This window comes from Pseudomonas sp. NPDC087598 (assembly GCF_044743525.1).
In the GTDB taxonomy this organism is placed as follows: Bacteria; Pseudomonadota; Gammaproteobacteria; order Pseudomonadales; family Pseudomonadaceae; genus Aquipseudomonas.
The window spans coordinates 97,967-121,900 of record NZ_JBIUWQ010000009.1 but is presented as its reverse complement, the minus strand read 5'-3'; the positions used below and the strand labels follow the sequence as shown (position 1 = coordinate 121,900).

20 protein-coding genes are annotated in these 23,934 nt (G+C 59.3%); 6 read left to right on the top strand and 14 right to left on the bottom strand.

Going from position 1 to position 23,934, the window contains the following annotated elements; translation table 11 throughout:
- Window positions 1-2 precede the first annotated feature (2 nt).
- On the top strand, window positions 3-134 hold the full coding sequence (locus tag ACIOWE_RS07765) for a hypothetical protein (protein ID WP_401389419.1): 132 nt from the start codon (window positions 3-5) through the stop codon (window positions 132-134).
- A 196-nt stretch (window positions 135-330) separates the two neighbouring features.
- Here the strand turns inward: ACIOWE_RS07765 and ACIOWE_RS07760 are convergent, their stop codons facing one another.
- The 9 genes from ACIOWE_RS07760 to ACIOWE_RS07720 all read right to left on the bottom strand — a co-directional run bounded on the left by ACIOWE_RS07760 (window position 331) and on the right by ACIOWE_RS07720 (window position 11,204).
- Entirely contained in the window at window positions 331-1,968 is a 1,638-nt protein-coding gene (locus ACIOWE_RS07760) for a BatD family protein (protein WP_401389416.1), read from the bottom strand.
- The gene (locus ACIOWE_RS07755; protein WP_401389413.1) at window positions 1,965-3,701 is read right to left on the bottom strand and encodes a tetratricopeptide repeat protein; all 1,737 of its coding nucleotides are present in this window, start codon (window positions 3,699-3,701) and stop codon (window positions 1,965-1,967) included. The genes ACIOWE_RS07760 and ACIOWE_RS07755 overlap by 4 nt, the downstream gene beginning before the upstream one ends.
- Window positions 3,698-4,777 (bottom strand): vWA domain-containing protein, encoded by a 1,080-nt coding sequence (locus tag ACIOWE_RS07750; RefSeq protein ID WP_401389410.1) that lies wholly within the window; start codon window positions 4,775-4,777, stop codon window positions 3,698-3,700. Before ACIOWE_RS07750 ends, ACIOWE_RS07755 begins: the two co-directional genes overlap by 4 nt.
- Window positions 4,770-5,267 carry a DUF4381 domain-containing protein gene (locus ACIOWE_RS07745; protein WP_401389407.1) on the bottom strand — a complete coding sequence of 166 codons (498 nt, stop codon included), beginning with the start codon at window positions 5,265-5,267 and terminating at the stop codon, window positions 4,770-4,772. Before ACIOWE_RS07745 ends, ACIOWE_RS07750 begins: the two co-directional genes overlap by 8 nt.
- A complete protein-coding gene (locus ACIOWE_RS07740; protein WP_401389404.1) occupies window positions 5,264-6,208 on the bottom strand; it encodes a DUF58 domain-containing protein in 945 nt (314 codons plus the stop codon). The genes ACIOWE_RS07745 and ACIOWE_RS07740 overlap by 4 nt, the downstream gene beginning before the upstream one ends.
- Before the next feature lie 5 nt (window positions 6,209-6,213).
- Window positions 6,214-7,173 carry a MoxR family ATPase gene (locus ACIOWE_RS07735; RefSeq protein WP_003218556.1) on the bottom strand — a complete coding sequence of 320 codons (960 nt, stop codon included), beginning with the start codon at window positions 7,171-7,173 and terminating at the stop codon, window positions 6,214-6,216.
- Between the two features lie 199 nt (window positions 7,174-7,372).
- On the bottom strand, window positions 7,373-9,082 hold the full coding sequence (locus ACIOWE_RS07730; RefSeq protein WP_401389402.1) for an ATP-binding cassette domain-containing protein: 1,710 nt from the start codon (window positions 9,080-9,082) through the stop codon (window positions 7,373-7,375).
- A gap of 27 nt (window positions 9,083-9,109) precedes the next feature.
- On the bottom strand, window positions 9,110-10,303 hold the full coding sequence (locus ACIOWE_RS07725) for a YcaO-like family protein (RefSeq protein ID WP_401389399.1): 1,194 nt from the start codon (window positions 10,301-10,303) through the stop codon (window positions 9,110-9,112).
- 544 nt (window positions 10,304-10,847) lie between these two features.
- Window positions 10,848-11,204 carry a hypothetical protein gene (locus ACIOWE_RS07720; RefSeq protein WP_401389396.1) on the bottom strand — a complete coding sequence of 119 codons (357 nt, stop codon included), beginning with the start codon at window positions 11,202-11,204 and terminating at the stop codon, window positions 10,848-10,850.
- Between the two features lie 504 nt (window positions 11,205-11,708).
- Here ACIOWE_RS07720 and ACIOWE_RS07715 point away from each other — a divergent pair.
- Window positions 11,709-16,604 carry an NAD-glutamate dehydrogenase gene (locus ACIOWE_RS07715; RefSeq protein ID WP_401389393.1) on the top strand — a complete coding sequence of 1,632 codons (4,896 nt, stop codon included), beginning with the start codon at window positions 11,709-11,711 and terminating at the stop codon, window positions 16,602-16,604.
- A 170-nt stretch (window positions 16,605-16,774) separates the two neighbouring features.
- Here ACIOWE_RS07715 and ACIOWE_RS07710 read toward each other — a convergent pair whose 3' ends face one another.
- The 4 genes from ACIOWE_RS07710 to ACIOWE_RS07695 all read right to left on the bottom strand — a co-directional run bounded on the left by ACIOWE_RS07710 (window position 16,775) and on the right by ACIOWE_RS07695 (window position 20,195).
- The gene (locus tag ACIOWE_RS07710; protein ID WP_401389390.1) at window positions 16,775-17,488 is read right to left on the bottom strand and encodes an ATPase; all 714 of its coding nucleotides are present in this window, start codon (window positions 17,486-17,488) and stop codon (window positions 16,775-16,777) included.
- Between the two features lie 228 nt (window positions 17,489-17,716).
- Window positions 17,717-18,121: a cupin domain-containing protein gene (locus tag ACIOWE_RS07705; protein ID WP_201238521.1), complete on the bottom strand. Its 405-nt coding sequence runs from the start codon at window positions 18,119-18,121 to the stop codon at window positions 17,717-17,719.
- 223 nt (window positions 18,122-18,344) lie between these two features.
- Window positions 18,345-18,638 (bottom strand): putative quinol monooxygenase, encoded by a 294-nt coding sequence (locus tag ACIOWE_RS07700; RefSeq protein WP_401389387.1) that lies wholly within the window; start codon window positions 18,636-18,638, stop codon window positions 18,345-18,347.
- 123 nt (window positions 18,639-18,761) lie between these two features.
- The gene (locus tag ACIOWE_RS07695) at window positions 18,762-20,195 is read right to left on the bottom strand and encodes a PLP-dependent aminotransferase family protein (protein ID WP_401389384.1); all 1,434 of its coding nucleotides are present in this window, start codon (window positions 20,193-20,195) and stop codon (window positions 18,762-18,764) included.
- 311 nt (window positions 20,196-20,506) lie between these two features.
- Between ACIOWE_RS07695 and ACIOWE_RS07690 the strand changes: the two genes are divergently transcribed.
- Complete coding sequence (locus tag ACIOWE_RS07690; protein WP_401389382.1) at window positions 20,507-20,947, top strand: carboxymuconolactone decarboxylase family protein; 441 nt, start codon at window positions 20,507-20,509, stop codon at window positions 20,945-20,947.
- 224 nt (window positions 20,948-21,171) lie between these two features.
- Here ACIOWE_RS07690 and ACIOWE_RS07685 read toward each other — a convergent pair whose 3' ends face one another.
- Window positions 21,172-21,516, bottom strand: coding sequence for a hypothetical protein (locus ACIOWE_RS07685; RefSeq protein ID WP_401389379.1), 345 nt, complete (start codon window positions 21,514-21,516; stop codon window positions 21,172-21,174).
- A gap of 207 nt (window positions 21,517-21,723) precedes the next feature.
- On the opposite strand from ACIOWE_RS07685, the gene ACIOWE_RS07680 reads away from it, so the two are divergent.
- The 3 genes from ACIOWE_RS07680 to ACIOWE_RS07670 are packed head-to-tail and all read left to right on the top strand — an operon-like array spanning window position 21,724 to window position 23,907.
- Window positions 21,724-22,389: a secretin and TonB N-terminal domain-containing protein gene (locus ACIOWE_RS07680; RefSeq protein ID WP_401389440.1), complete on the top strand. Its 666-nt coding sequence runs from the start codon at window positions 21,724-21,726 to the stop codon at window positions 22,387-22,389.
- On the top strand, window positions 22,386-22,937 hold the full coding sequence (locus tag ACIOWE_RS07675; protein ID WP_201203071.1) for an RNA polymerase sigma factor: 552 nt from the start codon (window positions 22,386-22,388) through the stop codon (window positions 22,935-22,937). The genes ACIOWE_RS07680 and ACIOWE_RS07675 overlap by 4 nt, the downstream gene beginning before the upstream one ends.
- Before the next feature lie 31 nt (window positions 22,938-22,968).
- Window positions 22,969-23,907, top strand: a complete 939-nt coding sequence (locus tag ACIOWE_RS07670) for a FecR family protein (RefSeq protein WP_401389376.1) — start codon at window positions 22,969-22,971, stop codon at window positions 23,905-23,907.
- The last annotated feature ends 27 nt before the right edge of the window (window positions 23,908-23,934 follow it).

The window sequence follows — 23,934 nt, the reverse complement described above, 5'->3', positions numbered from 1 at the left end:
ACATGGATAAATTGTTGTTCAAGTTTCGTGATGTGGAAATTTGCCGGCGCCATGAGCGTTATTTCATCAAGTACGACGCGGGCAATCATGTGAATGTCATGCGTGAGGATGAGATTCGGAGCAGGAAGCGCTGACAGCCGCGATGGGTGAGGAAGCGGTTATGAAGTTTTTGTTTGAGTTGCAGGAGCGATTGATCCGTGAGGGTGTTGACCCTTATGTCTCCAATATTGATTGAAGATCGATTAAGTCTAACATTGCAAAATCAAAAGATCGCAGCCTGCGGCAGCTCCTACAGGGGATTAGCTGCCGCAGGCTGCGATCTTTTGCTTTTTACTTCGGATAAAGCGGTGGCAATCCGCTGTCGCCCACCGGATCCTGCACCCGTTCCGCCGCTGGAATCGTGCGGATCGCCCGCCACAAATCCTCACCCTGCCAATGCTGCCCCGTCTCGCTGTACAGCGCACCATTCAACCCATCCAGCGCATCCGACAACGGCACAAACCGCGCCGCCATGTCCGCCAGCGTTTCCGGCTGCTGACGCGCCCACGCATCCAGTGCCTGCCGCGTCGCTTGCGGGTCATTCGCCTGGCTCGCGCGTTTGATGTCGTCCATCAAGGTGCGCGGGCTCGGGCCGGTTTGTGCGGCGCGATGGATCGCCGGTTGCCAGCGTGCGCGCCACCACAGGCCGAAGCCGAGCAGGGTGGTGCAGGCCAGAATCAGTGTGCTGAGTTTCCACCACCACAACACATCGTTGTCGACGACGTTTGGTTGCAGGCTGCCGGCCGGGGTGTCGACTTGCAGGCTCGGGTTGTTCGCCACTTGCAGGGTGCGCGCTGGCAGGCTGGTGTGTTCCAGATGATCTTCGAAGGTGTTCCACCAGACCACGTCGACGGTCGGCAATTCGATCGAGCCGCTGCGGCTCGGCACCAGCGCTTCGCGTTCTTCACGGCTGCCGATCAGGCCACGTTCGCTGCTCTGATTGTTCAGCACCGGTTGATCGGGGTAGCGGCGCAGGCCGTTGACCTCGGTGGCCGGCAGCGCGGGCAGTTGTGAACTGGCCAGGCCTTCGACTTTCAGCGTCAGGCTGCGAGTCAGGGAATCGCCGACTTGAGTGTGCTCCGGCTCCGGGTTCCAGCTTTCGCTCAGGCTCAGGCTGCGCGCCGGTAGCCACGGCGAATCGGCGGGGTAAGTCAGTGGCTTGGGTTTGACGGTCAGCGGGATTTGCGCGGAACTCACGCGCATTAATTTGCCTGCCTTTGGCCCTTGTGCGCTGGTGTCCTGCGCCGGTTGCGTGTCGACGAGGGTTGCGCTGAAAGTCTGCGGGGCAATGCTGAGCAAACCGCTGTGCTGCGGATAGATCGCGTAGCGCATCTCGATCACGCCGTGGCGCACACCGTTGATGTCTTTTTCGTAAGTGCGCGTATCGCCCAACTGCTCAACCCGCGCATCGGCAATTTGCAGCGGGGTCAGGCTGCTGTCGTCATACAGCGACACCGAATGGTAGATGCGCAGGGTCAGGATTGCCTGCGCCTGCACATAGACGCTGTTCTGGTCGAGGCTGGCCTCGATGAACACCGGATCAAGGTTGTTCTTCTCGTCACGGGTGTCGCTTTCGACCACTTGCACGGTGATCGGCTGGCTCTGTACTTCACCCATTTGTAGCGGCGGAATGACCACGCTGCCGTTCTCTTTCGGCAACAGCGTAATGATCCAGCGCGTGGTCGCGCGATTGTCGCCATTAAGGGTGTTGAGCTGGTTGACCTGCCGTGTGCCACGCACTTCGAACAACGCCTCAAGTGGCGTCAGGTCGGGTTTGCCGAACTGGGTGACGTCGCTGGATTCGAGGGTGAGTTCGACCGTCTCGCCGGAATTCAGGCGACTGCGATCCACACTGGCCGTCAGCTCGGCCGCGTTGGCGGTGGCTGTGCAGATCAGCAGTGGCAGCAAGAGAGCGGTGAAGCGGGTCATCGAGTTTTTTCCTGATCCTGATGTTGTTGCTGTTCGTACCAGAATTTGCGTCGCAGCAACTCTCCCGGGTCGTCCGGGATTTTGCCCAGCCATTGTTCCAGTGCCTGGCGTTGTTCGCCTTCGAGGTTGTCCTCGCCGGTGTGCAGCGTCGGAGCGGTGTTCTGTTCTTCGTCCGGCTCGTTGCCTGGCACTTCGTTGGGGCCAGGCTGTGGCGGGGTGGTCGCTGGCGGTTCGCTGGCCGACTCGGCCGGTTGCGCCTCGCTCGGCGTTTCACTTTTCACTGCCGGCGGCGGTGCAGTCGCGGGCGGTGGTTCATCGCCGGGCAGGTTTTGCTCGCTCGGTTTGCTTTCCGGTTCGACAGGTGGCGGGGTGTTTTTCTGCTTCAGCAGATTTTCCACCTGCGCCTTGTTGGTCTGCGCCGGGCGCAAATCCGGTTGCAGCTCCAGCGCCTGTTCATAGGCGTCGATCGCCGCGTCCAGCTCACCGCTTTTTGCCAAGGCGTTGCCACGATTGTAGTGGGCGCGGGCATCGCTGCCTTCAGCGAAACGCTGGGCGGCGCCACTGTAGTCGCCGGCCTCGTACAACGCCACCCCTTGCCACTGGTGATCGTCAAAATGCTGCGCGGCTTCAGCCGGGCGCTTCTGTTTGAGCAGGTGCAGGCCTTGCTGGTCGGGACGCAGCCAGAGGTCTTCGAAGTCAAAAGCGTAGCTCGGTTGCGGCAGGCAAAACAGCAGTGGCAAACAGAACAACCAGCCGCGCCGTCCGGCACACGCAGCCAGCAACAAGAGCGGCAACAGCAGCCAGTAACCCTGATCGGCCCACGTATCCAGACGCACGGTCTGGCCGTCGTTGCGCAAGCTGCGCGGGCCATCGAGCAGGCCGAGGGCACGCAGGTCGGTTTCGTCCAGCCGGGCAGCGTGATACTCGCCACCGATGCTGTTAAGGAAACTCGCGAGGCCCGGGCTGTCAAGTTGCGGCACGCGAATCGCGCCTTGTTCGTCCTTGAGGAAACTGCCGTCCTCCTGAGCGATCGGTGCACCTTCGGCAGTGCCGATGCCGAGCATCAACAATTGCGCCGATTGCCCGCTGAGTGCACGGCGAATGCCTTGGCGTTCTTCTTCATCGAGCGACGAGCCGATCAGCAGAATTCGCCCCTGGCCGAGCGCGCCCTGTTTCAGCAGCGTCAGCGCTTTGCCGACGGCCAGATCGGCACGGTGGCCGCTTTCCGGCATCAGCGACGGCTTCAGCGCATCGAGCAAATTACGACTGGTTGCCAGATCATCCGACAGCGGCACCAGCGTGTGCGCGCTACCGGCGTAGACGACGATGGCGGTCTGCGCATCGCTGCGCGCCTGCAACAGGTCGAAGAGCTTGCGCCGCGCTTGTTCCAGTCGTGTCGGCGGCGAGTCGGTGGCGAGCATTTCGGGGGTCAGTTCCAGCACCACCACCAACGGGTCGGCAGGTTTCTGGCTGGTCTGTTCGACGCGCTCCCAGCTCGGCCCGAGCAGCGCCAGAATCGTCAGCAGCCACGCCACACCCAGGGCGACCCACGGCAGTTTGCTGTCGCGACCGCTACCGCCGCTGAGCAGCGTGGCATGAAACGCCGGCGGCAGAATCATCTGCCAGCGCCCGGCGCGTTTCTGCCGGTGCCAGAGTTGCCAGAGCAGCCAGCCGAGCAGGGGCAACAGCAGCAGCCACCAGGGACGGAACCAGTGCGGCCAGAGCGCGATCATCGGCGCCTCCGCAGACGCAGACGCTTGAGACGCTCGCGCCAGTCAGGCAGCGGACTTTGCAGATACAGCTCCTTGGTGAACAGGCGTTGCAGCGGGTTATCCGGCCACAATTCGCGCGCGACCAGCAGCAGGCTCAACCACAGGGCCAACGCCAGCGGCCAGTGATACAAGGCTTGCGCCGGCCGTGCCTGAGTCGGTTGCTGGGTGACTGGCTCGAGTTGGTCGAGGGTGTCCTTTATCGCTTGCAACTCTTTGCCGTCGTGGGCACGGAAATACTGGCCGCCGGTCACTTCGGCGATGGCTTTGAGCGCCGGCTCGTCGAGATCGAGGCTTGGGTTGACCCCGAGCAACGCGGTGGAACCACTGTCTTCCGGGTTGGCGCCGATTCCGATCGGGTAGATCTTCACGCCTTCGCTCGCCGCCAGTTTTGCCGCGGTCAGCGGATCGATTTCACCGCCATTGTTGGCGCCGTCGGTGACCAGAATCAGCACACGGCTCTGCGCCGGGCGCATGCGCAGGCGTTTCAGGGCCAGACCGATGGCGTCACCGATGGCGGTGTTTTTGCCAGCGATGCCGATCCGCGCTTCGTCGAGCCAGACGCGCACGGTGTGGCGATCGAAGGTCAGTGGTGCCTGCAGATAGGCCTGACTGCCGAACAGGATCAAGCCGACGCGGTCGCCGTCACGGCTTTCGAGGAAATCGCCGAGCAAGTGCTGCACCAGATTCAGGCGGCTGACGTCTTCGTCCTGCCATTGCATGTCGGGAAAATCCATCGAGCCGGACACGTCCACCGCGACTAGCAAATCACGGCCGCTGGCGGCAATCGGCAGCGGCTCACCGAGCCATTGCGGGCGCGCAGCAGCGATCAACAGCAACAGCCACAGCAGCATGAACGGTGCCTGTTGGCGCCACGCCGGCAGGTTGGCGCGGGCACGGCGACGGGCGAGGCCTTCAAGGTCGGAAAGGAAACTGACTTTCAGCGCGGGCTCGCCGCTGTCGGCCACCGGCAGCACCAGACGCATCAGCCACGGCAGTGGCAACAGGGCAAAAATCCACGGCCAGGCGAACTCAAACATGTTTGCGAATCCATGTTTCGACCGCTTGGGTCAGGCCGGCGATGGCTTTGTCGTCGAGTTTGCACTCCGGTTTGTAGGCGCCTTCGACCAGCACCATCCAGCGCGTCAAACCCGCCGCCGGGCAGCGGTTGTCGAGGAACGCCAGCCATTTGCGGCCATTGAGTGTGTGGCTCTGGCTGTAAGGGTAGTGATTTCGGCACAGGCGCTTGAGCAGACCATTGAGTTGTTGCAGCCACGCTCCGGCCGGGGCGCCGTCGTAGGGCTTGGGCATTTGCGCCAGTTCCGCGAGCGCGGCGATGCGCACTGGATCGAGCGGTTGTTCTGCACGGACAATCGGGCGTTTCTTCATTGGAATGAAGCGACGCAGACGCCACACGGCGAAACCCAGCAGCGGCAATAACAGAAGCAGCAGCCACCAGCCCGGCGCCGGTGGCCAGAAAGCAATCGGTGGCGGCGAGATCAGCGGTTGCAATTGTTCGAGGCCGTTCATCGACCTTTCCCCGGACGCTGCGGATTGAGGAATTCACGCATCTGCTCGACCATTTCACTCTGCGTGCTCAGCGGCATCAGCAGCACCCGCAGCTTCTGCGCAAGCAATTCCCACCGGGCAATGCGCGCCTCGGCCTGGGCGCGATAAGTCTGGCGCAAGTCGAAGTTCAGCGTGTCGAGTTCCAGTTGTGCGCCGCGTTCGGCGAAGCGGAGCAGGCCAGCGGCGGGCAGGGCGTGATCAAGCGGATCGGACAGCGGCAGCATCAACAGGTCGCAATGGCGCGATAACAGGCTCAGTTGCTGCTCGGCGCTGTCGGACAGTGCACGCTCATCGCAAATCACGATCACCAGACTACCCGGGCGCAGCACCTCGCGGGCGCGGCGCAGGGCCACACCGAAGGCATCGCGATCCGGCTCACGCTCACTGTGCAGCGACTGATTGACCTTGACCAAGCGGTTGAGCAATTGCAGCAGGCTCTGTTTGCTGCGCCGTGGCTTGATTTCGTAGTGCTCGTTGTCGCCGAACACCAGCCCGCCAACCCGATCGTTATGGCCGAGCGCGGCCCAGCCGATCAGCGCCGCCGCTTGCGCTGCCAGCACCGATTTGAACATCAGTCCGGAGCCGAAAAACAGCCGCGTGCTTTGCTCGACCATGATGAAGATCGGCCGCTCGCGTTCTTCATGGAACAACTTGGTGTGCGGTTCCTGCGTGCGCGCTGTCACGCGCCAGTCGATGGTGCGCACGTCGTCGCCGGCCTGATAGACCCGCACCTGATCGAAGTCGACACCACGGCCACGGAATTTCGAGTGATGCAGGCCGATCAGCGGGCTGCGCTGGCTCGGCGTCGAAAACAGTTGCACCTCGCGCACGCGGTGGCGCATCTCGATCAACTCGGCGAGGCTGACGCGGATACCGGGCTCGGAGGGCAGGGCGGCGTTCATGGGGGTCAAGCGACGGCTACGACGTCGAGAATCCGCTGCACCACCCGATCCTGATCGATGCCGGCGGCCTCGGCTTCAAACGACAGAATGATGCGGTGACGCAACACGTCGAACAGCACCGCTTGAATGTCTTCCGGGCTGACGAAGTCGCGACCGGCCAGCCAGGCATGGGCGCGGGCGCAGCGGTCGAGGGCGATCGAGCCACGCGGGCTGGCGCCATAGGCGATCCACTCGGCCATTTCCGGGTCGAACTTGGCTGGCGTGCGCGTGGCCATGACCAGTTGCACCAGGTATTCCTCCACGGCGTCGGCCATGTACAAACCGAGGATTTCCTTGCGCGCGGCGAAGATCGCCTGCTGGCTGACGCGGCGCTCGGGCTTGGTCTCGCCGTTAAGCGCTTCACCACGCGCCTGCTGGAGGATCCGGCGTTCGACGGCGGCATCCGGGAAGCCAATCTTGACGTGCATCAGGAAGCGGTCGAGCTGCGCTTCCGGCAGCGGGTAAGTGCCTTCCTGCTCGATCGGGTTCTGCGTGGCCATTACCAAAAACAGCGGCGACAGCTCGTAGGTGCTGCGGCCGACACTGACCTGACGCTCGGCCATGGCCTCGAGCAGCGCCGATTGCACCTTGGCCGGGGCACGGTTGATTTCGTCCGCCAGCACCAGGTTGTGGAAGATCGGTCCTTGCTGGAAGACGAAGCTGCCGGTTTCCGGACGATAGATCTCTGTGCCGGTGATGTCGGCAGGCAGCAGGTCGGGGGTGAACTGAATGCGATGGAACTGGGCTTCGATGCCCTCGGCGAGTTCTTTGATCGCTTTGGTCTTGGCCAGACCCGGAGCGCCCTCGACCAGCATGTGGCCGTCGGCGAGCAGGGCGATGAGCAACCGCTCGATGAGTTTTTCCTGGCCGAGAATCTGCGTTGAAAGAAAGGTTCGCAGCGCCAGCAGCGCTTCACGATGTTCCATCGATGACTGTTCCTGGAAAGGGGTGGCCACGGGCGTTCGGATAACGCCGGGGCTGGGGGCGTTACTTTAATCCATCGCGGGGGGTGGCGACTAACGGCATTTTGTAGAAAAGAGCAAAAGATCGCAGCTTGCGGGAGCGCCGGCATTGCAATGCAATCCTCTGCAGGTGCTGCCGCAGGGAGCAATTCTTTTGCTGTTTTTATTGCTCAACGGTTTGAAGGTCACTCAGCAACAGTTTGACCGTCGCCTTGTCGAGCAGATCATGCCAAGGGCCGTCTTCAATGATTTCGCCGTCCTGCATAACGATGACACGGTCGAAGCGATGTAGATGGCTGACATCGTGCGTGACGCAAATCAGACCCCGCCCGGCAAATGTTTCGAACAACAGATCCCACACCGGTGTGGCGAGTTGCGGCTCGATTGAAGCACTCGGTTCGTCAAACAGATTGAATTTACCCGGTCGGTTAATCAGCCGCAGTAATGACAGACGCTTGGCTTCACCACCGGAAATATTGCCCGCATTTTCGCTGATGTGGCGTTTGCCGGTGATCTCCTCAAGCTTCAAGCGCTGGATCGCTTGGCTTAAATCCGGCGAAGGGGCAGCGCCGAACAGCACCGACTTGTCGAAGCTGCCTTCCAGAAATTGCGGTGACTGGGGGCAATAGCGCAACTCTTGCAAATGGACCCTGGCACTCAAGCGAGCAACGGGTAGATCGTCAATGGTCAGTTGGTTCCTTACTGAGGTATTAAGTCCGGCTAGCGCTTCCAGCAAGGTGGACTTGCCAGCGCCGCTGGGGCCAGTGATTGCAACGGACTGTCGCTGTTTGAAGTCGATCCGGTCAACGATGGATAGCCGGACGGCGTCCTTGTCGGTGATGACGCAGGGGGCCAGTCTTAAGGTTGATTCGTCGTGCTGGGGCAATTCCCATTCACGATCTTCGCAATCAAAATCGGGTGTTTTAAGCAGCTGTTGGAGGCGGCGTTGATCCGCTAAAAACTGATCCAGCACCCGATAGCCTTCAGTCAAGGCTGAGATGTTCAGCAGGAAGGTACCCGCGATGGAAAAAATCGCGACTAATTGCCCGACACTGATGGTGGCTGACCCCGACAACTGATCGACAACTCCCCAACTTAACAATCCACCTGTGGAAAGGCTGATAAACAAGACCTTTGCCCCGCTTAACAAACCGCCGGATGCGGCCACGTTTACCGCCGCTTCGGCATATTGGTTAAATGCTCCGTTCAATGGCTGCAGCGCGGTATGTTCGGTTTGTTCCAGTTTTATCGCCTTACCCGCCTTCAAGGTGTTGAACAGGATCGCGCTCAGTTCGTCCTCCTGCTCGTTGACGGCATCAATGTGTTTTCTGCGCCAGCTGATGATTCGATGGGTGGCAAACAGGTAAACGACTCCAAGGCTCGCCATCGCAAAAAAAATCCACGTTCCGCCCATGTACCAAAACGCGACGGCAACGATCACGAACTCCAGGCTCAGTGGAAAACCAATCGTGACGAAAAAGGTCAGCAACTGTTCGTGAGCGGTGATGCCGCGCTCTACCGATTTGATGAAGTGCCCGATGCGCCAGTTGCTGAATTGACAGAACTCTTTTCCCATCAACTCTGCCATCCATGAAATGGATGCGTTCAAAACAATCCGCTGGACGAGTCTGGAAAGCAGGAGCGTCTGTAGTGGTGTAATAACCGCCTGAACACATCCGGCCAAGGTAAAGGCCGCCGTGAAGAAAAGTAGCGTGTTGAGCGTGGTGTGATTTGCGCTACTCAGGGAATCAACTATGGCACCCAATAACAATGGAGGCGCAAGTGCCAGAAGCTTTAGCGAAATAATGGCGGTGATCGTTGTGACCAATAGCAGTCGATGCTTTTTGCAAGCTGTTCTGATGAGTACCCGCATGGAAAGGCTGCCTGTTGGTCAGTTTAGTCAATCACCAATGCCCGGAGTATTGGCGCCGTTTAGCAGGATGTACTGAGGCGCTACCCGTTGGCCGTTCCTGATTATGTTGAACCTGTCGAGGCCGGGTATGTATGTCTGGATGACGATGTTTGTATTGGCGTATTCAGCGACAGTACGATAAAAAATTGTTCTGTCCCGGGTGTGCAGGTTTTCTTGCAGTAATGCCAGTTGCTGCGCAACCGTGCTGGCCAAGTGTGTAGGGATGGGTTCCAAAGTTTGTAGTTTCAAATTCTTTACTGGAGCAAAATCTATCAGGTTTTTCAGGGCGTAGGAGGTTGAAAGAAAATCAAATACCTTGCGGTCAGAAATTTCTTCAGTGATGTCGTATAGCGCGCTTGACTGAAGTTGCTCCGTGACGGCTCTCTGCACGGCGGTGCAGATACTCAGGGAGCATCCAGAGCCAATGGCGGAAATATGCATTTCGCCCGGTCCCGTCTTGGGTAGTGCAACTGAGAAATAAACACCGGATTCATCTTTAACGATGATGATTTGCAACTTTTTTGCTGCTTCCAAAGCATACGAATGATCCAATAAAGCCTCAGTGAGCAATGCTTTGGAAGGGGCGTAAAGATCCATTGCAGGCTGTATTGCGCAAACGGCCAGAAAAAATCTTGATAGCAAGTGTCTCTCCATGACTTCAAGAGTGCCATGCAGAAGCGCTTCGGCCTTGGTGCAGCCGAAAGCGATCCCGGAGTTGGAGGCATAGCGGCTTAAATATCTGCCTTCTTGAACACCCGTATCGCTCTCGTTGAAATTTGGCTGCAGCAGGGCGCAAGGCACAAACAATTCGCGCTTGTCATCAAGGGCGGTCAGTCGAAAACACTCTAGACGCTCGTCGCAGTTGGGCAGGCTTGCAAGTATGCCGTCGCAATGAACGTCGTGCTGGCCTGCAATCGTGCCGCAACTGAGATTTGTCCGCTGTAATTGCTGGCAGTGAAAGGTTCCGTAGTGCTCCAGGCTCTCAGCCATAGCGCCAACAACGGCGTCAGGTCCTTTGCCTGCTCCAGACTCAATCAGTTTTTTGTCTTTGTCATACAGCTCAGCGATTGCTACCCAATAGCTTTCACCTACATATCGCACTCGTGCCGTGAGTCCTAGCGCCTGAATGGCGTTGGTTATTTCAGTCATTGCTTTGCTGGTTGGTATCTCGCGCTCGGACATTGCATGCCTCATCGGTTTAAATGCCGAAAGAATATCCTTCGGCATTTTATGTTGGGCTAATGGGTTGGCCGGTCAGCTAGTTAATGAAGCGAAGAAGTTCAACTCTGTCGCCAGGAAGCCTTCCAAATAACCTGCAGCCTGCGGCAAGTCATCGAAGGTGTTTATTTCAGATCGTTTTTTACCCATGTTATTAACTCCAGTTGTTATTGGGTTATCGGTACTGGTCTATCAGCGCCGAACTTGCGAGGTTGATCGCAAGTGGAGTTATTAATAGCAATGGGTGGGTGGCCAAACAATCAGATGCAGGTGTAGGACTTCCGATGATTACGTAGGGCGGTTCTTGTCGGGAAGTAGGATGAAACTTTGTGAGGGTAAACGTGCGGGGGAGTGCGCTGGAGCACTTAGTGAGATTGATGCTCTTCGAGTGTTTAAGGTTTTTTCGCGAAAGCGGATGAGAGGTACTCGTCACACAGCGGACGATGGCGCGACGAGATATCTCTGGGCGCCATCGTCATTCATTTTTCGTGGGGATTAGCTGGCCTGCTCAGACGAGCTCACTGATATAGGTGCCGGTGCCGTCGAGGATGTTCTTCAAAGTCTCCTCAACCTCATCCAGATCAACCATGTCCGGGTTGAAGGTGATCTCCAGCACATCATCACCATTCAGCACATCGGCATCCGCCGCCGCGATTTCGATCTTCAGCAGGGTCTTGCTCAGGGTGACTTTCACGCCATCCAGGGTCGAAGGCTCGCCATCCAGCGTGATCTCCAGTTCATCCTCGTCCGGATAGCGGCTCATCAGAAACATGTCGCCCTTGTCGCTGTGGCAGCAGAGCATGGCCATGTTGTCTTCTTCGTCATCGCACGGGTTGACGATCAGTAGGGCGGTGGTCATTTGCATGGGGAATTCCTGCCTCGAAGGGCGTGTTGGTCGCAATTGGGCGCGATTCTGCCAGCCCTCGGGAATTTCTGCATGTGAGAGTGTCAGAGGATGTGTCGTGAACGCGACGTGGGTCAATGGTCATTTCTGGCACGGATGTACCGTAAAACCGGGCATTCAGACCAGCGTTTTCCGCCACGGCTGCTAGTGTTTACGGGTGCTGAAACCTTTGTTTACGTGCCAATGACCGAATATGTCGCAGCACCGCAAGCAGACACATTGTCGCACCCATTAAGCTGCGCAACGGATGAGCACCCGTAAAGGCATTGTCGGCAGCCCTGGCAGTCGGTTTTGCAGATGCTCATTCTATGGAAGGTGAATGTGACCTGAGTGTCCCGTCCAGCTTCACCCACCTGTCCCCCTGTTTCCTCTGCCCGAGAATCAGGAGCAGGGTGACTTGAACCCCGAAAGGGGTGTTGCACGCGACGCTTTCCATCAATAACAAGCTTAAGCGGAGTACCACAGATGGCGTTCTTCACCGCAGCCAGCAAAGCCGACTTCCAGCACCAACTGCAAGCGGCACTGGCGCAGCACATCAGTGAACAGGCACTGCCACAAGTGGCGCTGTTCGCTGAACAATTCTTCGGCATCATTTCCCTGGACGAGCTGACTCAACGTCGCCTCTCCGACCTCGCTGGCTGTACTCTTTCCGCGTGGCGCCTGCTTGAGCGCTTCGATCACGCGCAACCGCAAGTGCGCGTCTACAACCCTGATTACGAGCGTCATGGCTGGCAGTCGACCCACACCGCGGTCGAAGTCCTGCACCACGACCTGCCATTCCTGGTCGACTCGGTCCGCACCGAGCTGAACCGCCGCGGCTACAGCATCCACACCCTGCAAACCACCGTGCTCAGCGTGCGTCGTGGCAGCAAGGGCGAGTTGCTGGAAATCCTGCCGAAGGGCAGCACCGGTGAAGGCGTTCTGCATGAATCGCTGATGTACCTGGAAATCGACCGTTGCGCCAACGCGGCCGAACTGAATGTGCTGAGCAAAGAGCTGGAACAGGTTCTCGGTGAAGTCCGCGTCGCGGTCGCCGATTTCGAGCCGATGAAAGCCAAGGTGCAGGAAATTCTCACCAAGCTCGACAACAGCGCCTTCGCCGTCGATGCCGACGAAAAGAACGAAATCAAAAGCTTCCTGGAATGGCTGGTGGGCAACCACTTCACCTTCCTCGGCTACGAAGAATTCGTGGTCACCGATCAGGCCGATGGCGGCCATATCGAGTACGACCAGAACTCCTTCCTCGGCCTGACCAAGCTGCTGCGCACCGGCCTGACCTACGATGACCTGCGCATCGAAGACTACGCGGTGAACTACCTGCGCGAACCGACCCTGCTGTCGTTCGCCAAGGCCGCGCACCCGAGCCGTGTACACCGTCCGGCTTACCCGGACTACGTGTCGATCCGTGAAATCGATGCCGACGGCAACGTCATCAAGGAACACCGCTTCATGGGCCTGTACACCTCCTCGGTGTATGGCGAGAGCGTGCGGGTCATCCCGTTCATCCGCCGCAAGGTCGAAGAAATCGAAACCCGCTCCGGCTTCCAGTCCAAGGCTCACTTGGGCAAGGAACTGGCGCAGGTGCTGGAAGTACTGCCGCGTGATGACCTGTTCCAGACGCCGGTCGACGAACTGTTCACCACCGTGATGTCGATCGTGCAGATCCAGGAACGCAACAAGATCCGCGTGTTCCTGCGCAAAGACCCGTACGGTCGCTTCTGCTACTGCCTGGCCTACGTGCCACGCGACATCTACTCCACCGAAGTTCGCCAGAAGATCCAGCAAGTATTGATGGAGCGCCTGAAGGCTTCCGACTGCGAATTCTGGACGTTCTTCTCCGAGTCGGTACTGGCGCGCGTGCAGTTGATCCTGCGTGTCGACCCGAAAAACCGTCTCGACATCGACCCGGTACTGCTGGAAAAAGAAGTCGTACAAGCGTGCCGCAGCTGGCAGGACGACTACGCCGCACTGACCGTCGAAAGCTTCGGCGAAGCCCACGGCACCAACGTGCTGGCTGACTTCCCGAAAGGCTTCCCGGCTGGCTACCGCGAGCGTTTTGCCGCGCATTCGGCCGTGGTCGACATGCAGCACCTGCTGAGCCTCAACGAAAAAAATCCGCTGGTGATGAGCTTCTATCAGCCGCTGGGCCAGGTCTCCGGCCAGCGCGAGCTGCATTGCAAGCTGTACCACGCCGACACCCCGCTGGCACTGTCCGACGTTCTGCCGATTCTGGAAAACCTCGGCCTGCGCGTATTGGGGGAGTTCCCGTACCGTCTGCGTCACACCAATGGCCGCGAGTTCTGGATTCACGACTTCGCGTTCACTGCCGCTGAAGGCCTGGACCTCGACATCCAGCAACTCAACGACACCCTGCAGGACGCCTTTGTCCACATCGTTCGCGGCGACGCCGAAAACGATGCGTTCAACCGTCTGGTGCTGACCGCCGGCCTGCCTTGGCGTGACGTGGCGCTGCTGCGCGCTTACGCCCGTTATCTGAAGCAGATTCGTCTGGGCTTCGATCTGGGTTACATCGCCAGCACCCTGAACAACCACACCGACATCGCTCGTGAGCTGACCCGGTTGTTCAAGACTCGTTTCTACCTGGCGCGCAAGCTCAGCGAAGACGATCTGGAAGACAAGCAACTGCGTCTGGAACAAGCGATTCTGACCGCACTGGACGACGTCCAGGTGCTCAACGAAGACCGCATCCTGCGTCGTTACCTCGACCTGATCAAAGCCACTCTGCGCACCAACTTCTATCAGACTGACGCCAACGGCCAGAACAAGTCGTACTTCAGCTTCAAGTTCAACCCGCACGCGATTCCTGAACTGCCGAAGCCAGTACCGAAGTTCGAAATCTTCGTCTACTCGCCACGCGTTGAAGGCGTGCACCTGCGCTTCGGTAACGTCGCTCGCGGCGGTCTGCGCTGGTCCGATCGTGAAGAAGACTTCCGCACCGAAGTCCTCGGTCTGGTAAAAGCCCAGCAAGTGAAGAACTCGGTCATCGTGCCGGTGGGTGCGAAGGGCGGCTTCCTGCCGCGTCGCCTGCCACTGGGCGGCAGCCGTGACGAGATCGCGGCCGAGGGCATCGCCTGCTACCGCATCTTCATTTCGGGTCTGCTGGACATCACCGACAACCTGAAAGACGGCGCACTGGTGCCGCCGGCCAACGTCGTGCGTCATGACGACGATGACCCGTACCTGGTCGTGGCAGCGGACAAGGGCACTGCAACCTTCTCCGACATCGCCAACGGCATCGCCATCGACTACGGCTTCTGGCTGGGTGACGCGTTTGCGTCCGGTGGTTCGGCTGGTTACGACCACAAGAAAATGGGCATTACCGCCAAAGGCGCGTGGGTCGGCGTACAACGTCACTTCCGCGAGCGCGGCATCAATGTTCAGGAAGACAGCATCACTGTCGTGGGCGTCGGCGACATGGCCGGTGACGTGTTCGGTAACGGCCTGTTGATGTCCGACAAGCTGCAACTGGTCGCGGCCTTCAACCACCTGCACATCTTCATCGATCCGAACCCGAACCCGGCCACCAGCTTCGTCGAGCGTCAGCGCATGTTCGACCTGCCGCGTTCGGCCTGGACCGACTACGACACCAGCATCATGTCCGAAGGTGGCGGTATCTTCTCGCGTAGCGCGAAGAGCATCGCGATCTCCCCGCAGATGCAGGAACGCTTCGACATCAAGGCTGACAAGCTGACCCCGACCGAACTGCTGAATGCCTTGCTCAAGGCGCCGGTGGATCTGCTGTGGAACGGCGGTATCGGCACTTACGTCAAGGCCAGCACTGAAAGCCATGCAGACGTCGGCGACAAGGCCAACGATGCACTGCGCGTGAACGGCAACGAACTGCGCTGCAAAGTCGTGGGCGAGGGCGGTAACCTCGGCATGACCCAACTGGGTCGTGTTGAATTCGGTCTGAATGGCGGCGGTTCCAACACCGACTTCATCGACAACGCCGGTGGCGTGGACTGCTCCGACCACGAAGTGAACATCAAGATCCTGCTGAACGCAGTGGTTCAGGCCGGTGACATGACCGACAAGCAACGCAACCAGTTGCTGGCGAGCATGACCGACGAAGTCGGCAATCTGGTGCTGGGCAACAACTACAAGCAGACTCAGGCCCTGTCCCTGGCGGCGCGTCGTGCTTATGCGCGCATCGCTGAGTACAAGCGTTTGATGGGCGATCTGGAAGGCCGTGGCAAGCTGGACCGTGCCATCGAGTTCCTGCCGACCGAAGAGCAGATCAACGAGCGCGTTGCGGCAGGCCACGGCCTGACCCGTCCTGAGCTGTCGGTGCTGATCTCCTACAGCAAGATCGACCTCAAGGAGCAGCTGTTGGGCTCCCTGGTGCCGGACGACGATTACCTGACCCGTGACATGGAAACGGCGTTCCCGCCGACTCTGGTCAGCAAGTTCTCCGAAGCCATGCGTCGTCACCGTCTGAAGCGCGAGATCGTCAGCACCCAGATCGCCAACGACCTGGTCAACCACATGGGCATCACCTTCGTTCAACGACTCAAAGAGTCGACCGGCATGAGCCCGGCGAATGTGGCGGGCGCTTATGTGATCGTGCGCGACATCTTCCACCTCCCGCACTGGTTCCGTCAGATCGAAGCGCTGGACTACCAGGTCAGCGCTGACGTGCAACTGGAGCTGATGGACGAGCTGATGCGTCTGGGCCGTCGCGCCACGCGCTGGTTCCTGCGTGCCCGTCGTAACGAGCAGAACGCTGCCCGTGACACGGCGCACTTCGGTCCACACCTGAAAGAGCTGGGTCTGAAGCTCGACGAACTGCTGAGCGGCGAAATCCGTGAAAACTGGCAGGCGCGTTATCAGGCGTACGTCGAAGCCGGTGTACCGGAACTGCTGGCGCGTATGGTTGCGGGCACCTCGCACCTGTACACCCTGCTGCCGATCATCGAAGCGTCGGATGTAACCGGGCAGAACCCTGCCGAAGTGGCCAAGGCTTACTTCGCCGTGGGCAGTGCACTGGACATCACCTGGTACCTGCAACAGATCAGCGCTCTGCCGGTTGAAAACAATTGGCAAGCCCTGGCTCGTGAAGCGTTCCGCGACGACGTCGACTGGCAGCAACGTGCGATCACCATCTCCGTCCTGCAACAGGGCGACGGCACTCAGGACGTCGAAGAACGCCTGGCGCTGTGGATGGCGCAGCACGAAAGCATGATCTCGCGCTGGCGCGCCATGCTGGTGGAAATCCGTGCGGCGAGCGGCACGGACTACGCCATGTATGCGGTGGCCAACCGTGAACTGCTGGACCTGGCGTTGAGCGGGCAAGCGGTGGTGGCACCTGTCACTGCCAATGCCGGGCTTGAGCTGGCTTAAGTAAGCGCTGAATGAAAAAGCCCCGGAATCGTGAGATGCCGGGGCTTTTTTCTGTCTGAGGGTTTTGTGTTGCCCGTTCTGGCCCCATCGCTGGCAAGCCAGCTCCCACAGGTGTTGTGTTGCACTCGGTCCTTGTGGGAGCTGGCTTGCCAGCGATGAGGCCCTTACATTCAATACAACTTAGGGGCTTGTTTATTATCAAGCATCGACACTTTATCTGTCGGTCTGGTCAATAAATTGCTGAGCGACTGGTCAAACTTCTGCAACGCCCGAACTTGCACATCCTGCTGTTGATTTATATCAGCCACAATCTCTTTCGAACGTTTGAAGTCCGCCCACACCGGCGTCAGTTCTTTCGCGTCCGAGCCTTTCGCCGTACCGATATAGTTCAACCGCGCATCATAAAAATCGGCACTCACATCAGCCTTGATATCGGAACTGCGCGAGGTGATCAACTGGCTGTGGGTGTCGACGATCGCCACCACATCCGGTCTGGCTGCACGCAGGCTTTGCATGTCTGGGTAGACCTTCACTGAACCGAACTGACGTTGCAGGGAAGCGTTGACCCAGTCCACCGCCATGTCTGGTTTTGACGTGGCAATGTAGGCGTCATGGATCGGCTGCACCAACAGGCTCTGGCCGAAGCCGGTGCCGGCGTTGGCCTGATAGTCGCGCAGGTATTCACGGTTGGTCTGGGTGCTCGGGCTGTAGACCACGCCTAGAGACACGCCGGGACCGCTTTTCACCTGGGCGGAACTGCTACGGCCGACCGGTTGAGTGAACAGCGTGTCGAGGGACGAAACTGCTTTCGGCGCAGTAGGCACCGAGCAGGCGGAAAGTGCTAGAACCGATATCGCCAAAGTGCTGGCAAACGCAAGTTTCATGGTGTTTCTCCCGTGAAACAACATCAGTCGGAAAGTTTCAGTTGTCGTCGGCGACGACCGTTAATTCAGACTAAACCCGCCACGCTGTAAGCAACCTGACAATTTGCTGTCTGGTTTGCTGTTGAATAGTTTTATTTGCTGTAACCCGAAGCGGTTAATTGCGTGGGGAAATAAAAAGGCCCAAATCAACGATTTGCGCCTTTTTATTTATGGCTGATTAAACATCCATCAGTTTTTCAGCGGGATCAGTACCTGTTCATCCGGGGACAGCACCATGAACACCAGCAACTTGGCGGGTTTGGTTTTGCTGGCATTCTTCGACACCAGATGTTCGGACCCGGCGGGCTCGTACCAGAACTGGCCTTTCTTGTAGGTGATTGCCTGTTCACCTTTGACCTGGGAAATCACCTCGCCTTCGAGCACATAGGCCATGGCGGTGCCATCGTGCTTGTGGGCGATGGAGGACTGGCCGGGTTTGTAGTCGACTTCGATCATCATGGCTTTTTTGCCGGGGGCGTTTTTCAGCATCTGGTCTTGCAGTACGGTGACTTTTTCGGACGGGTCGTGGGCGAAAGCGGCCGAGGCGCAAAGGCTCAAGGCGAGGGCAGAGGCGAGCAAGGGCAGGCGTTTCATGGCGGGTTACCTGTGAGGGTTGGGGGTGCAGTCACAGTAGTCCGCAGGACGGGGCATTCAAACGGCCAATATTCGGGAAGATCAGGTGACCAATCCATGGGTTTTCAGCGCTTCCAAATAAGCCATCGCTGGCAAGCCAGCTCCCACAGGTTTTGTGTCGTTCATTTAATTATCGAACGACGCTGAACCCTGTGGGAGCTGGCTTGCCAGCGATGGCGTCAGATCAGACGATGGGGAAACTGTTGAAGTCGACGCTGTTGGCCAGGCGGCTATCAATCAGGTCAATAAAGCCCTGCGCCTCGGGCCGGTTGAAATGCGCCTGCATCGCCGCTTCCGACTGCCAGCGCGCGCTGACTGTCCAGCGGTGGCTGTCGTCAGGGCAGCGGTCGACGAGGTAGGAGTCGCAGCCCGGGGTTTCGCGCAAGGTTTCGACGATCTTCTGCAACTGCTTGCCCAGCTCTTCCGAGCGGCCGGCAGCCGCTTGCACCTGTACGGTGTTGATCACTTCGTTGGACATTGCTCACACTCCTGAATCAGGCCGGACGAATCCTGCTCATTGAGGGATAACGCCTGTGCAGAATAGGCCTGCACCCCCGGATCACCAATAACCAATCGGCGGTTAATCGCCCAGACCAATCATTCAGGCAACTTGTTGCAGAATGTCGCGCAGGCGATCCAGCGCGATATCGATGTCGAGGGTCTCGATGGCGCCGAAACCGAAGTACAAGCCGTTTTTCGGCGGTTGCTGGTGATAGAAACCGTTGATCGAGTACAGGCCGACTTCAACCTTCTTCGCCAGTTCGATCACCAACGGCAAGTCGATCGGCACCTTGCAGAACACCGCCATGTGGAACCCGGCGCTGGCGGGCACAGCGTCCAGCCACGGTGAAAGGTCACTGGCCATGCGCGCCAGAATGCGCTCGCGGCGTTGGGCATAAATGGTGTGGCAGCGGCGAATGTGTTTGAGCAGACAGCCCTCGGCGATGAACTTGGCCAAGGCCCATTGCGGCAGCGTCGAGGCGTGCAGATCGGTGAGCTGCCTGGCGCGGATCACCGCTTCGAGAATCGCCGGCGGCAGAATCGCATAGCCCAGGCGCAACTCCGGCAGCAGCGTCTTCGAGAAGGTGCCGACGTAAGCAACGATGCCGCGCTGATCAAGGTTGAACAGCGAATCGGTGGGCCGGCCTTCATAGCGAAACTCACTATCGTAGTCGTCCTCAATGATGATCGCGCCCAGTTCATGGGCGCGGGCCAGCAAGGCTTCACGGCGCGCCTGACTCATCGGCATGCCCAGCGGAAACTGGTGCGAAGGCGTGACGTAAATCATCCGCGTGCCATCGGGAATGTGTTCGACCTGAATGCCCTCGGCATCTACCGGGATCCCCACCACCTCGGCGCCATGCGTGCCGAACAGCAAGCGCGCCGGCGGGTAGCCCGGGTCTTCCATGGCCACCAGACTGCCGGGGCGGATCAACACACGGGTGATCAAGTCCAGCGCCTGTTGCGCGCCGTTGCACACGACGATGTCCTCGTCCTGACAGTTCACCCCACGAGAAAACGCGATGTGCCGGGCAATCGCATTGCGCAGCGCCGGCAAACCTTCGGGCACGCTGTAAAAGCCTTTGGAGGCCGCCATCTGGCGCATTGCATGGGAGACGCAGCGTCGCCAGTCATCATGAGGGAACTGACCCTTGCTGGTGGCGCCGCCGATAAAGTCGTAACGCAATGAGCCTTCCAGCGACGGATGGCGCAGAAACACCGGCAGGTTGCGCCAACTCTCGATCACCTCGGCGCTGGCCAGTTCGGTGTGGCTTTGCTTGCGCTGGACCTGCGCCGGGCGCGCATTGACGTAGGTGCCTTTACCGATCACCCCGGTGAGGAAATTTTCGTAGGTCAGTTGTGCGTAGGTATCGGAAATGGTCTTGCGCGAGATCCCCAGTTGCTCGGCGAGCAAGCGGCTCGGCGGCAATTGCGTGCCAGCGGCCAGGCGCCCGGATTCAATGGCGCCGCGCAGTTGCTGGTACAACTGACCGGCGAGGTCCTTGCGGCCGTTGATCACGACATGAAGTTCCATACCGATAAGGCTCCCGAGGCTATTTGGCGTGCCCGCCAGATTACCGCTGTTGCGGGATTGGCAATAGTTGCCAACCCGAAAAACTCCAAATTGGTCACTAACCCCTGTGGGAGCGAGCCTGCTCGCGAATGCGGTGTGTCATTCAAAAATGGGTTGACTGACCTGACGCCTTCGCGAGCAGGCTCGCTCCCACAGGGGATCTGTGTAGGGCATTGATTAATGGTGTGGCGGTTTTCCGTGGAATTGGGGCTGTGATGCGCCGCTGTCGGCGTTTACGGTGAAGTCATTATTCCGTCTACCGAGACTAGCCCATGTCCCCGCGTCTGGATTACTACAACGCTTCGCCCAAAGCGATGAAAGCGATGATCGCCATGGAGGCGCTGACCAGCAACCTCAGTATCGAGCAGCCGCTGCTGCAATTGATCCGCGTCCGCGCCTCGCAGCTCAATGGCTGCGCGTTTTGCACCGACATGCATTCGGTGGACGCGCGGCGGGCCGGGGAGAGTGATCGACGCCTATATGCGATTGCGGTGTGGCGTGACAGCAACTTCTTCAACCCTCGCGAGCGTGCGGCGTTGGCTTGGGCGGAGGCGGTGACGTTGTTAGCGGAAAGCCGCGTGCCCGATGAGGTGTATCAGCAGGCGCGCGAGCAATTCAGCGAAGGGGAGCTGGTCGACCTGACCATGGCCGTGACCACCATCAACAGCTGGAACCGCCTGGCCGTCAGCTTCCGCCAAACCCCAAGCGACTGAACAACGCATACCCTGTTTTGGGGTATTGAGCTATTCCTTGTGGCGAGGGGATTTATCCCCGATCGGCTGCGCAGCAGTCGTAAACCCGGTGCCCATGGTGTGCCTGATGTACCGAGTCGTAAGGTTTTGGGGTTGCTTCGCAACCCATCGGGGATAAATCCCCTCGCCACAGGGTGTGAGTTTCGTTTCTGCAGGTGAGTGAGTTTCCTCCATACAGAGGTGAGTCATTTATTGATGAGTGGCGAGGTTCCCGTGTTGGCTGGTGGGCGTTGCGGTTTCACTGAGGTGCCAAACGTATTGCCCATCCGCGTACTGGTCGCGGCCGGTGTCGCCAGTCCCACCTGATTCGGCGGCCGCTTATTCACCGGCACATTCAACGCCTCCTGATTCTTCTCCGCCGCCGCTGCGCCTTCCGGGTTGTTGCCCATCTGCTGGCTCAAACAATCGTAATTCGGCGCCTTGTAACCGCCGACTGTCACTTCCACGCAGCCCAATGGTTCTTCTGCATAAGCGCTCGACAGCGCCATCAGCAACAGCCCGCCAAAGGTGAATCGCCACAATGTTTTCATGCTCGCCTCCTGGCCGGCCCGGAGGGGCCGTTCTATGGCTTGAGTCTAGTGCAAGCCTTGCGCAATTCCCGTGATGGTTTTTTTGCACCGCCCGTCACACCAGATTCATAAACAGCCCTCAGGATGACGATTTCCAAGGATTCGTCAGCCGTGCAGCGAGGCAGTTCCAAGGACGGTTTTCAGCGTTCAACGAGGCTTGTGCGCCGGATGTGTCTGGGGTGGCTGCTTGGCTGTGCGGCGAGCCACGCCATGGCCGACGCAGTGCCGGCGGATCTGCGCATGACGCTGCATATTCCGGCGCAGGACTTGGCACACGCGCTGGATCAGTACAGCCACGCCACTGGCGTTGCGGTGCTGGTCGACAGCCAGTTGAGTCGCGGTCGTCGCTCGTTGGCGGTGGACGGTGAATACACCGCCGCCGATGCCTTGCGTCGATTGTTGGGTGGCAGTGGTTTGATGGCGCGTTATGCCCGTGACGACGCGTTCACGTTGCAAGTGGCGCAGGTCGAAGACGTACCAGCGCCGCCGCAAAAACAGACGCCCGAAAGCGTCGCCGTCAACCGCAGCTACGCCACGGCAGTGCAAGCGGCGATCGAACGCAACCTGTGTCGCTCGCCGCTGACCCGGCCCGGTAGTTATCGCGCGGTACTGCAAGTGTGGGTCGGTCGTGACGGCTTGGTGCAACACAACCGGTTGGTCACATCGACCGGTGATGTACGGCGCGACAACGCGCTGGTGGAAAGCTTTCGCACGCTCAGAATCGACCGGCCGACGCCCAGTGCCTTGCGTCAGCCGGTCACGTTGCTGTTGTTACCGGAGTCGTCAGGAAAACGCATGGAATGCACCAAATGGGAAGGAGTTTCCGGGGGATGAAAGACACCGGACAAGGTTCGATGGTCCAACTGTTCCTGACGTCCTACGAGGACTTTCGGGTGCGCCTGCGCAGGCGTCTCGGTTCGGAAGATCTGGCCAACGACGTGCTGCACGAAACCTACCTGCGGGTCGACCGCATGGAAACGCCGCCGAACGTCCTGCGGCCCAACGCCTACCTCTATCGCATGGCCCTGAACATCGCCGCTGACCGGCGTCAGGCCGATGCGCGCCTGCTCACTGGCGAGGAAGTCGAGGAACTGCTGCAAATCGGTGACGAAGCGCTGGACCCGGCGCGGGTGGTCGGCGGGCAAAGGGAAGTTCAATCGTTGCTCAGCGCCTTGTACGAGCTACCGGCACGCCGTCGCAAGATCTTCATTGCGGCGCGTCTGGAGGAGGCGCCGCACCTGGAGATTTCCCAGCGTTTCGGCATTTCCACGCGCATGGTCGAGAAGGAAATCAAAGCCGCATTGGGCTTCTGCGCCGCGAAACTGGAAAGAAAAGTGTTTCAGCGGTTCGGTCGCGGGGCCGGAAAACCGTCTTCTGAATAGTGCCCGATCAATTCGTTGAGAATCTGCGCGTTTGAACATCTTTCGACTGACACCTGCCGAGCCATCGGCGGCCGACAATCTGCACAGCGAAGCCCGCGACTGGCTGGTCCTGCTGACCTCCGGCCGCGCCACTGTGGCCGATGCCCGCGCCTTGCGTGAGTGGTGCGCACAGAGCGCCGAACATGCGCAGGCTTTCGAGCAGGCCAAGGTTTTGTGGCACAACTTGCGGCCCGCTGCTGAAGGATTGCAGGCGCGTCGCGGGTTTGGCCGACGTGCCTTTCTCGGTGGGGCGATTGCTGCGTCGGCGGCGTTTTTGCTGGTGCGCGGGACTATTCCCGGTGGGTTCGAAGGGTTGGGCGCGGATTACATTACTGAAGTCGGCCAGCAGCGGCGCTTCGAACCGGTGCAGGGTGTGAGCCTGGAGCTGAACACTCAGACGCGGATCAATCAGCGTGCAGTGTCTGACGGTGTGCAGGGCTTTGAATTGGTCAGTGGTGAAGTCGAAGTGCAGACGGCACGGCTGCCTTTGGCGATGCAGGCTGGGGGAGGGTGGTTGCGGGCCAGTCAGGCGCGTTTCAACTTGCGTAATACTGATCAGCAAGTCTGTGTGACTTGCCTTGATGGCGCGGTGGAAGTCGACGTAGAAGGCCGAAGCTTGCGCCTTGAACCGGGGCAGCAGGTGACCTATGACATGCGGCAGGTTGGTAGTGTGCAGAGCGTCGACACGGCGGCGGTGATGAACTGGCGGCAGCAGGTGTTGGTATTCAATGGCGCTACGCTGAGCCAGATGATTGATGAGATCAACCGATATCGGCCGGGGATGTTGCTGCTGCTTAATCGTGCGCTTGGGCAGCGGCGGGTGCAGGCGCGTTTCAGCCTTGACCAACTTGCTGGCGTTGCATTGCTGATTCGGGATGCCTATGGCGTCAAATGCACCGAGTTGCCGGGTGGCGTCGTTGTTTTGAGTTAGTGGGTTTGACTGGGTACATATCCGTTG

What these genes read in the sequence shown, in the direction of transcription:
- ACIOWE_RS07725 (WP_401389399.1), bottom strand. Translation starts at nt 10,303, where the DNA reads ATGTCCGAGCGCGAGATACCAACCAGCAAAGCAATGACTGAAATAACC.
- ACIOWE_RS07715 (WP_401389393.1), top strand. Translation starts at nt 11,709, where the DNA reads ATGGCGTTCTTCACCGCAGCCAGCAAAGCCGACTTCCAGCACCAACTG.
- ACIOWE_RS07735 (WP_003218556.1), bottom strand. Translation starts at nt 7,173, where the DNA reads ATGGAACATCGTGAAGCGCTGCTGGCGCTGCGAACCTTTCTTTCAACG.
- ACIOWE_RS07695 (WP_401389384.1), bottom strand. Translation starts at nt 20,195, where the DNA reads ATGGAACTTCATGTCGTGATCAACGGCCGCAAGGACCTCGCCGGTCAG.
- ACIOWE_RS07740 (WP_401389404.1), bottom strand. Translation starts at nt 6,208, where the DNA reads ATGAACGCCGCCCTGCCCTCCGAGCCCGGTATCCGCGTCAGCCTCGCC.
- ACIOWE_RS07705 (WP_201238521.1), bottom strand. Translation starts at nt 18,121, where the DNA reads ATGAAACGCCTGCCCTTGCTCGCCTCTGCCCTCGCCTTGAGCCTTTGC.
- ACIOWE_RS07690 (WP_401389382.1), top strand. Translation starts at nt 20,507, where the DNA reads ATGTCCCCGCGTCTGGATTACTACAACGCTTCGCCCAAAGCGATGAAA.
- ACIOWE_RS07675 (WP_201203071.1), top strand. Translation starts at nt 22,386, where the DNA reads ATGAAAGACACCGGACAAGGTTCGATGGTCCAACTGTTCCTGACGTCC.
- ACIOWE_RS07720 (WP_401389396.1), bottom strand. Translation starts at nt 11,204, where the DNA reads ATGCAAATGACCACCGCCCTACTGATCGTCAACCCGTGCGATGACGAA.
- ACIOWE_RS07710 (WP_401389390.1), bottom strand. Translation starts at nt 17,488, where the DNA reads ATGAAACTTGCGTTTGCCAGCACTTTGGCGATATCGGTTCTAGCACTT.
- ACIOWE_RS07760 (WP_401389416.1), bottom strand. Translation starts at nt 1,968, where the DNA reads ATGACCCGCTTCACCGCTCTCTTGCTGCCACTGCTGATCTGCACAGCC.
- ACIOWE_RS07755 (WP_401389413.1), bottom strand. Translation starts at nt 3,701, where the DNA reads ATGATCGCGCTCTGGCCGCACTGGTTCCGTCCCTGGTGGCTGCTGCTG.
- ACIOWE_RS07745 (WP_401389407.1), bottom strand. Translation starts at nt 5,267, where the DNA reads ATGAACGGCCTCGAACAATTGCAACCGCTGATCTCGCCGCCACCGATT.
- ACIOWE_RS07765 (WP_401389419.1), top strand. Translation starts at nt 3, where the DNA reads ATGGATAAATTGTTGTTCAAGTTTCGTGATGTGGAAATTTGCCGGCGC.
- ACIOWE_RS07685 (WP_401389379.1), bottom strand. Translation starts at nt 21,516, where the DNA reads ATGAAAACATTGTGGCGATTCACCTTTGGCGGGCTGTTGCTGATGGCG.
- ACIOWE_RS07730 (WP_401389402.1), bottom strand. Translation starts at nt 9,082, where the DNA reads ATGCGGGTACTCATCAGAACAGCTTGCAAAAAGCATCGACTGCTATTG.
- ACIOWE_RS07750 (WP_401389410.1), bottom strand. Translation starts at nt 4,777, where the DNA reads ATGTTTGAGTTCGCCTGGCCGTGGATTTTTGCCCTGTTGCCACTGCCG.
- ACIOWE_RS07700 (WP_401389387.1), bottom strand. Translation starts at nt 18,638, where the DNA reads ATGTCCAACGAAGTGATCAACACCGTACAGGTGCAAGCGGCTGCCGGC.
- ACIOWE_RS07680 (WP_401389440.1), top strand. Translation starts at nt 21,724, where the DNA reads ATGTGTCTGGGGTGGCTGCTTGGCTGTGCGGCGAGCCACGCCATGGCC.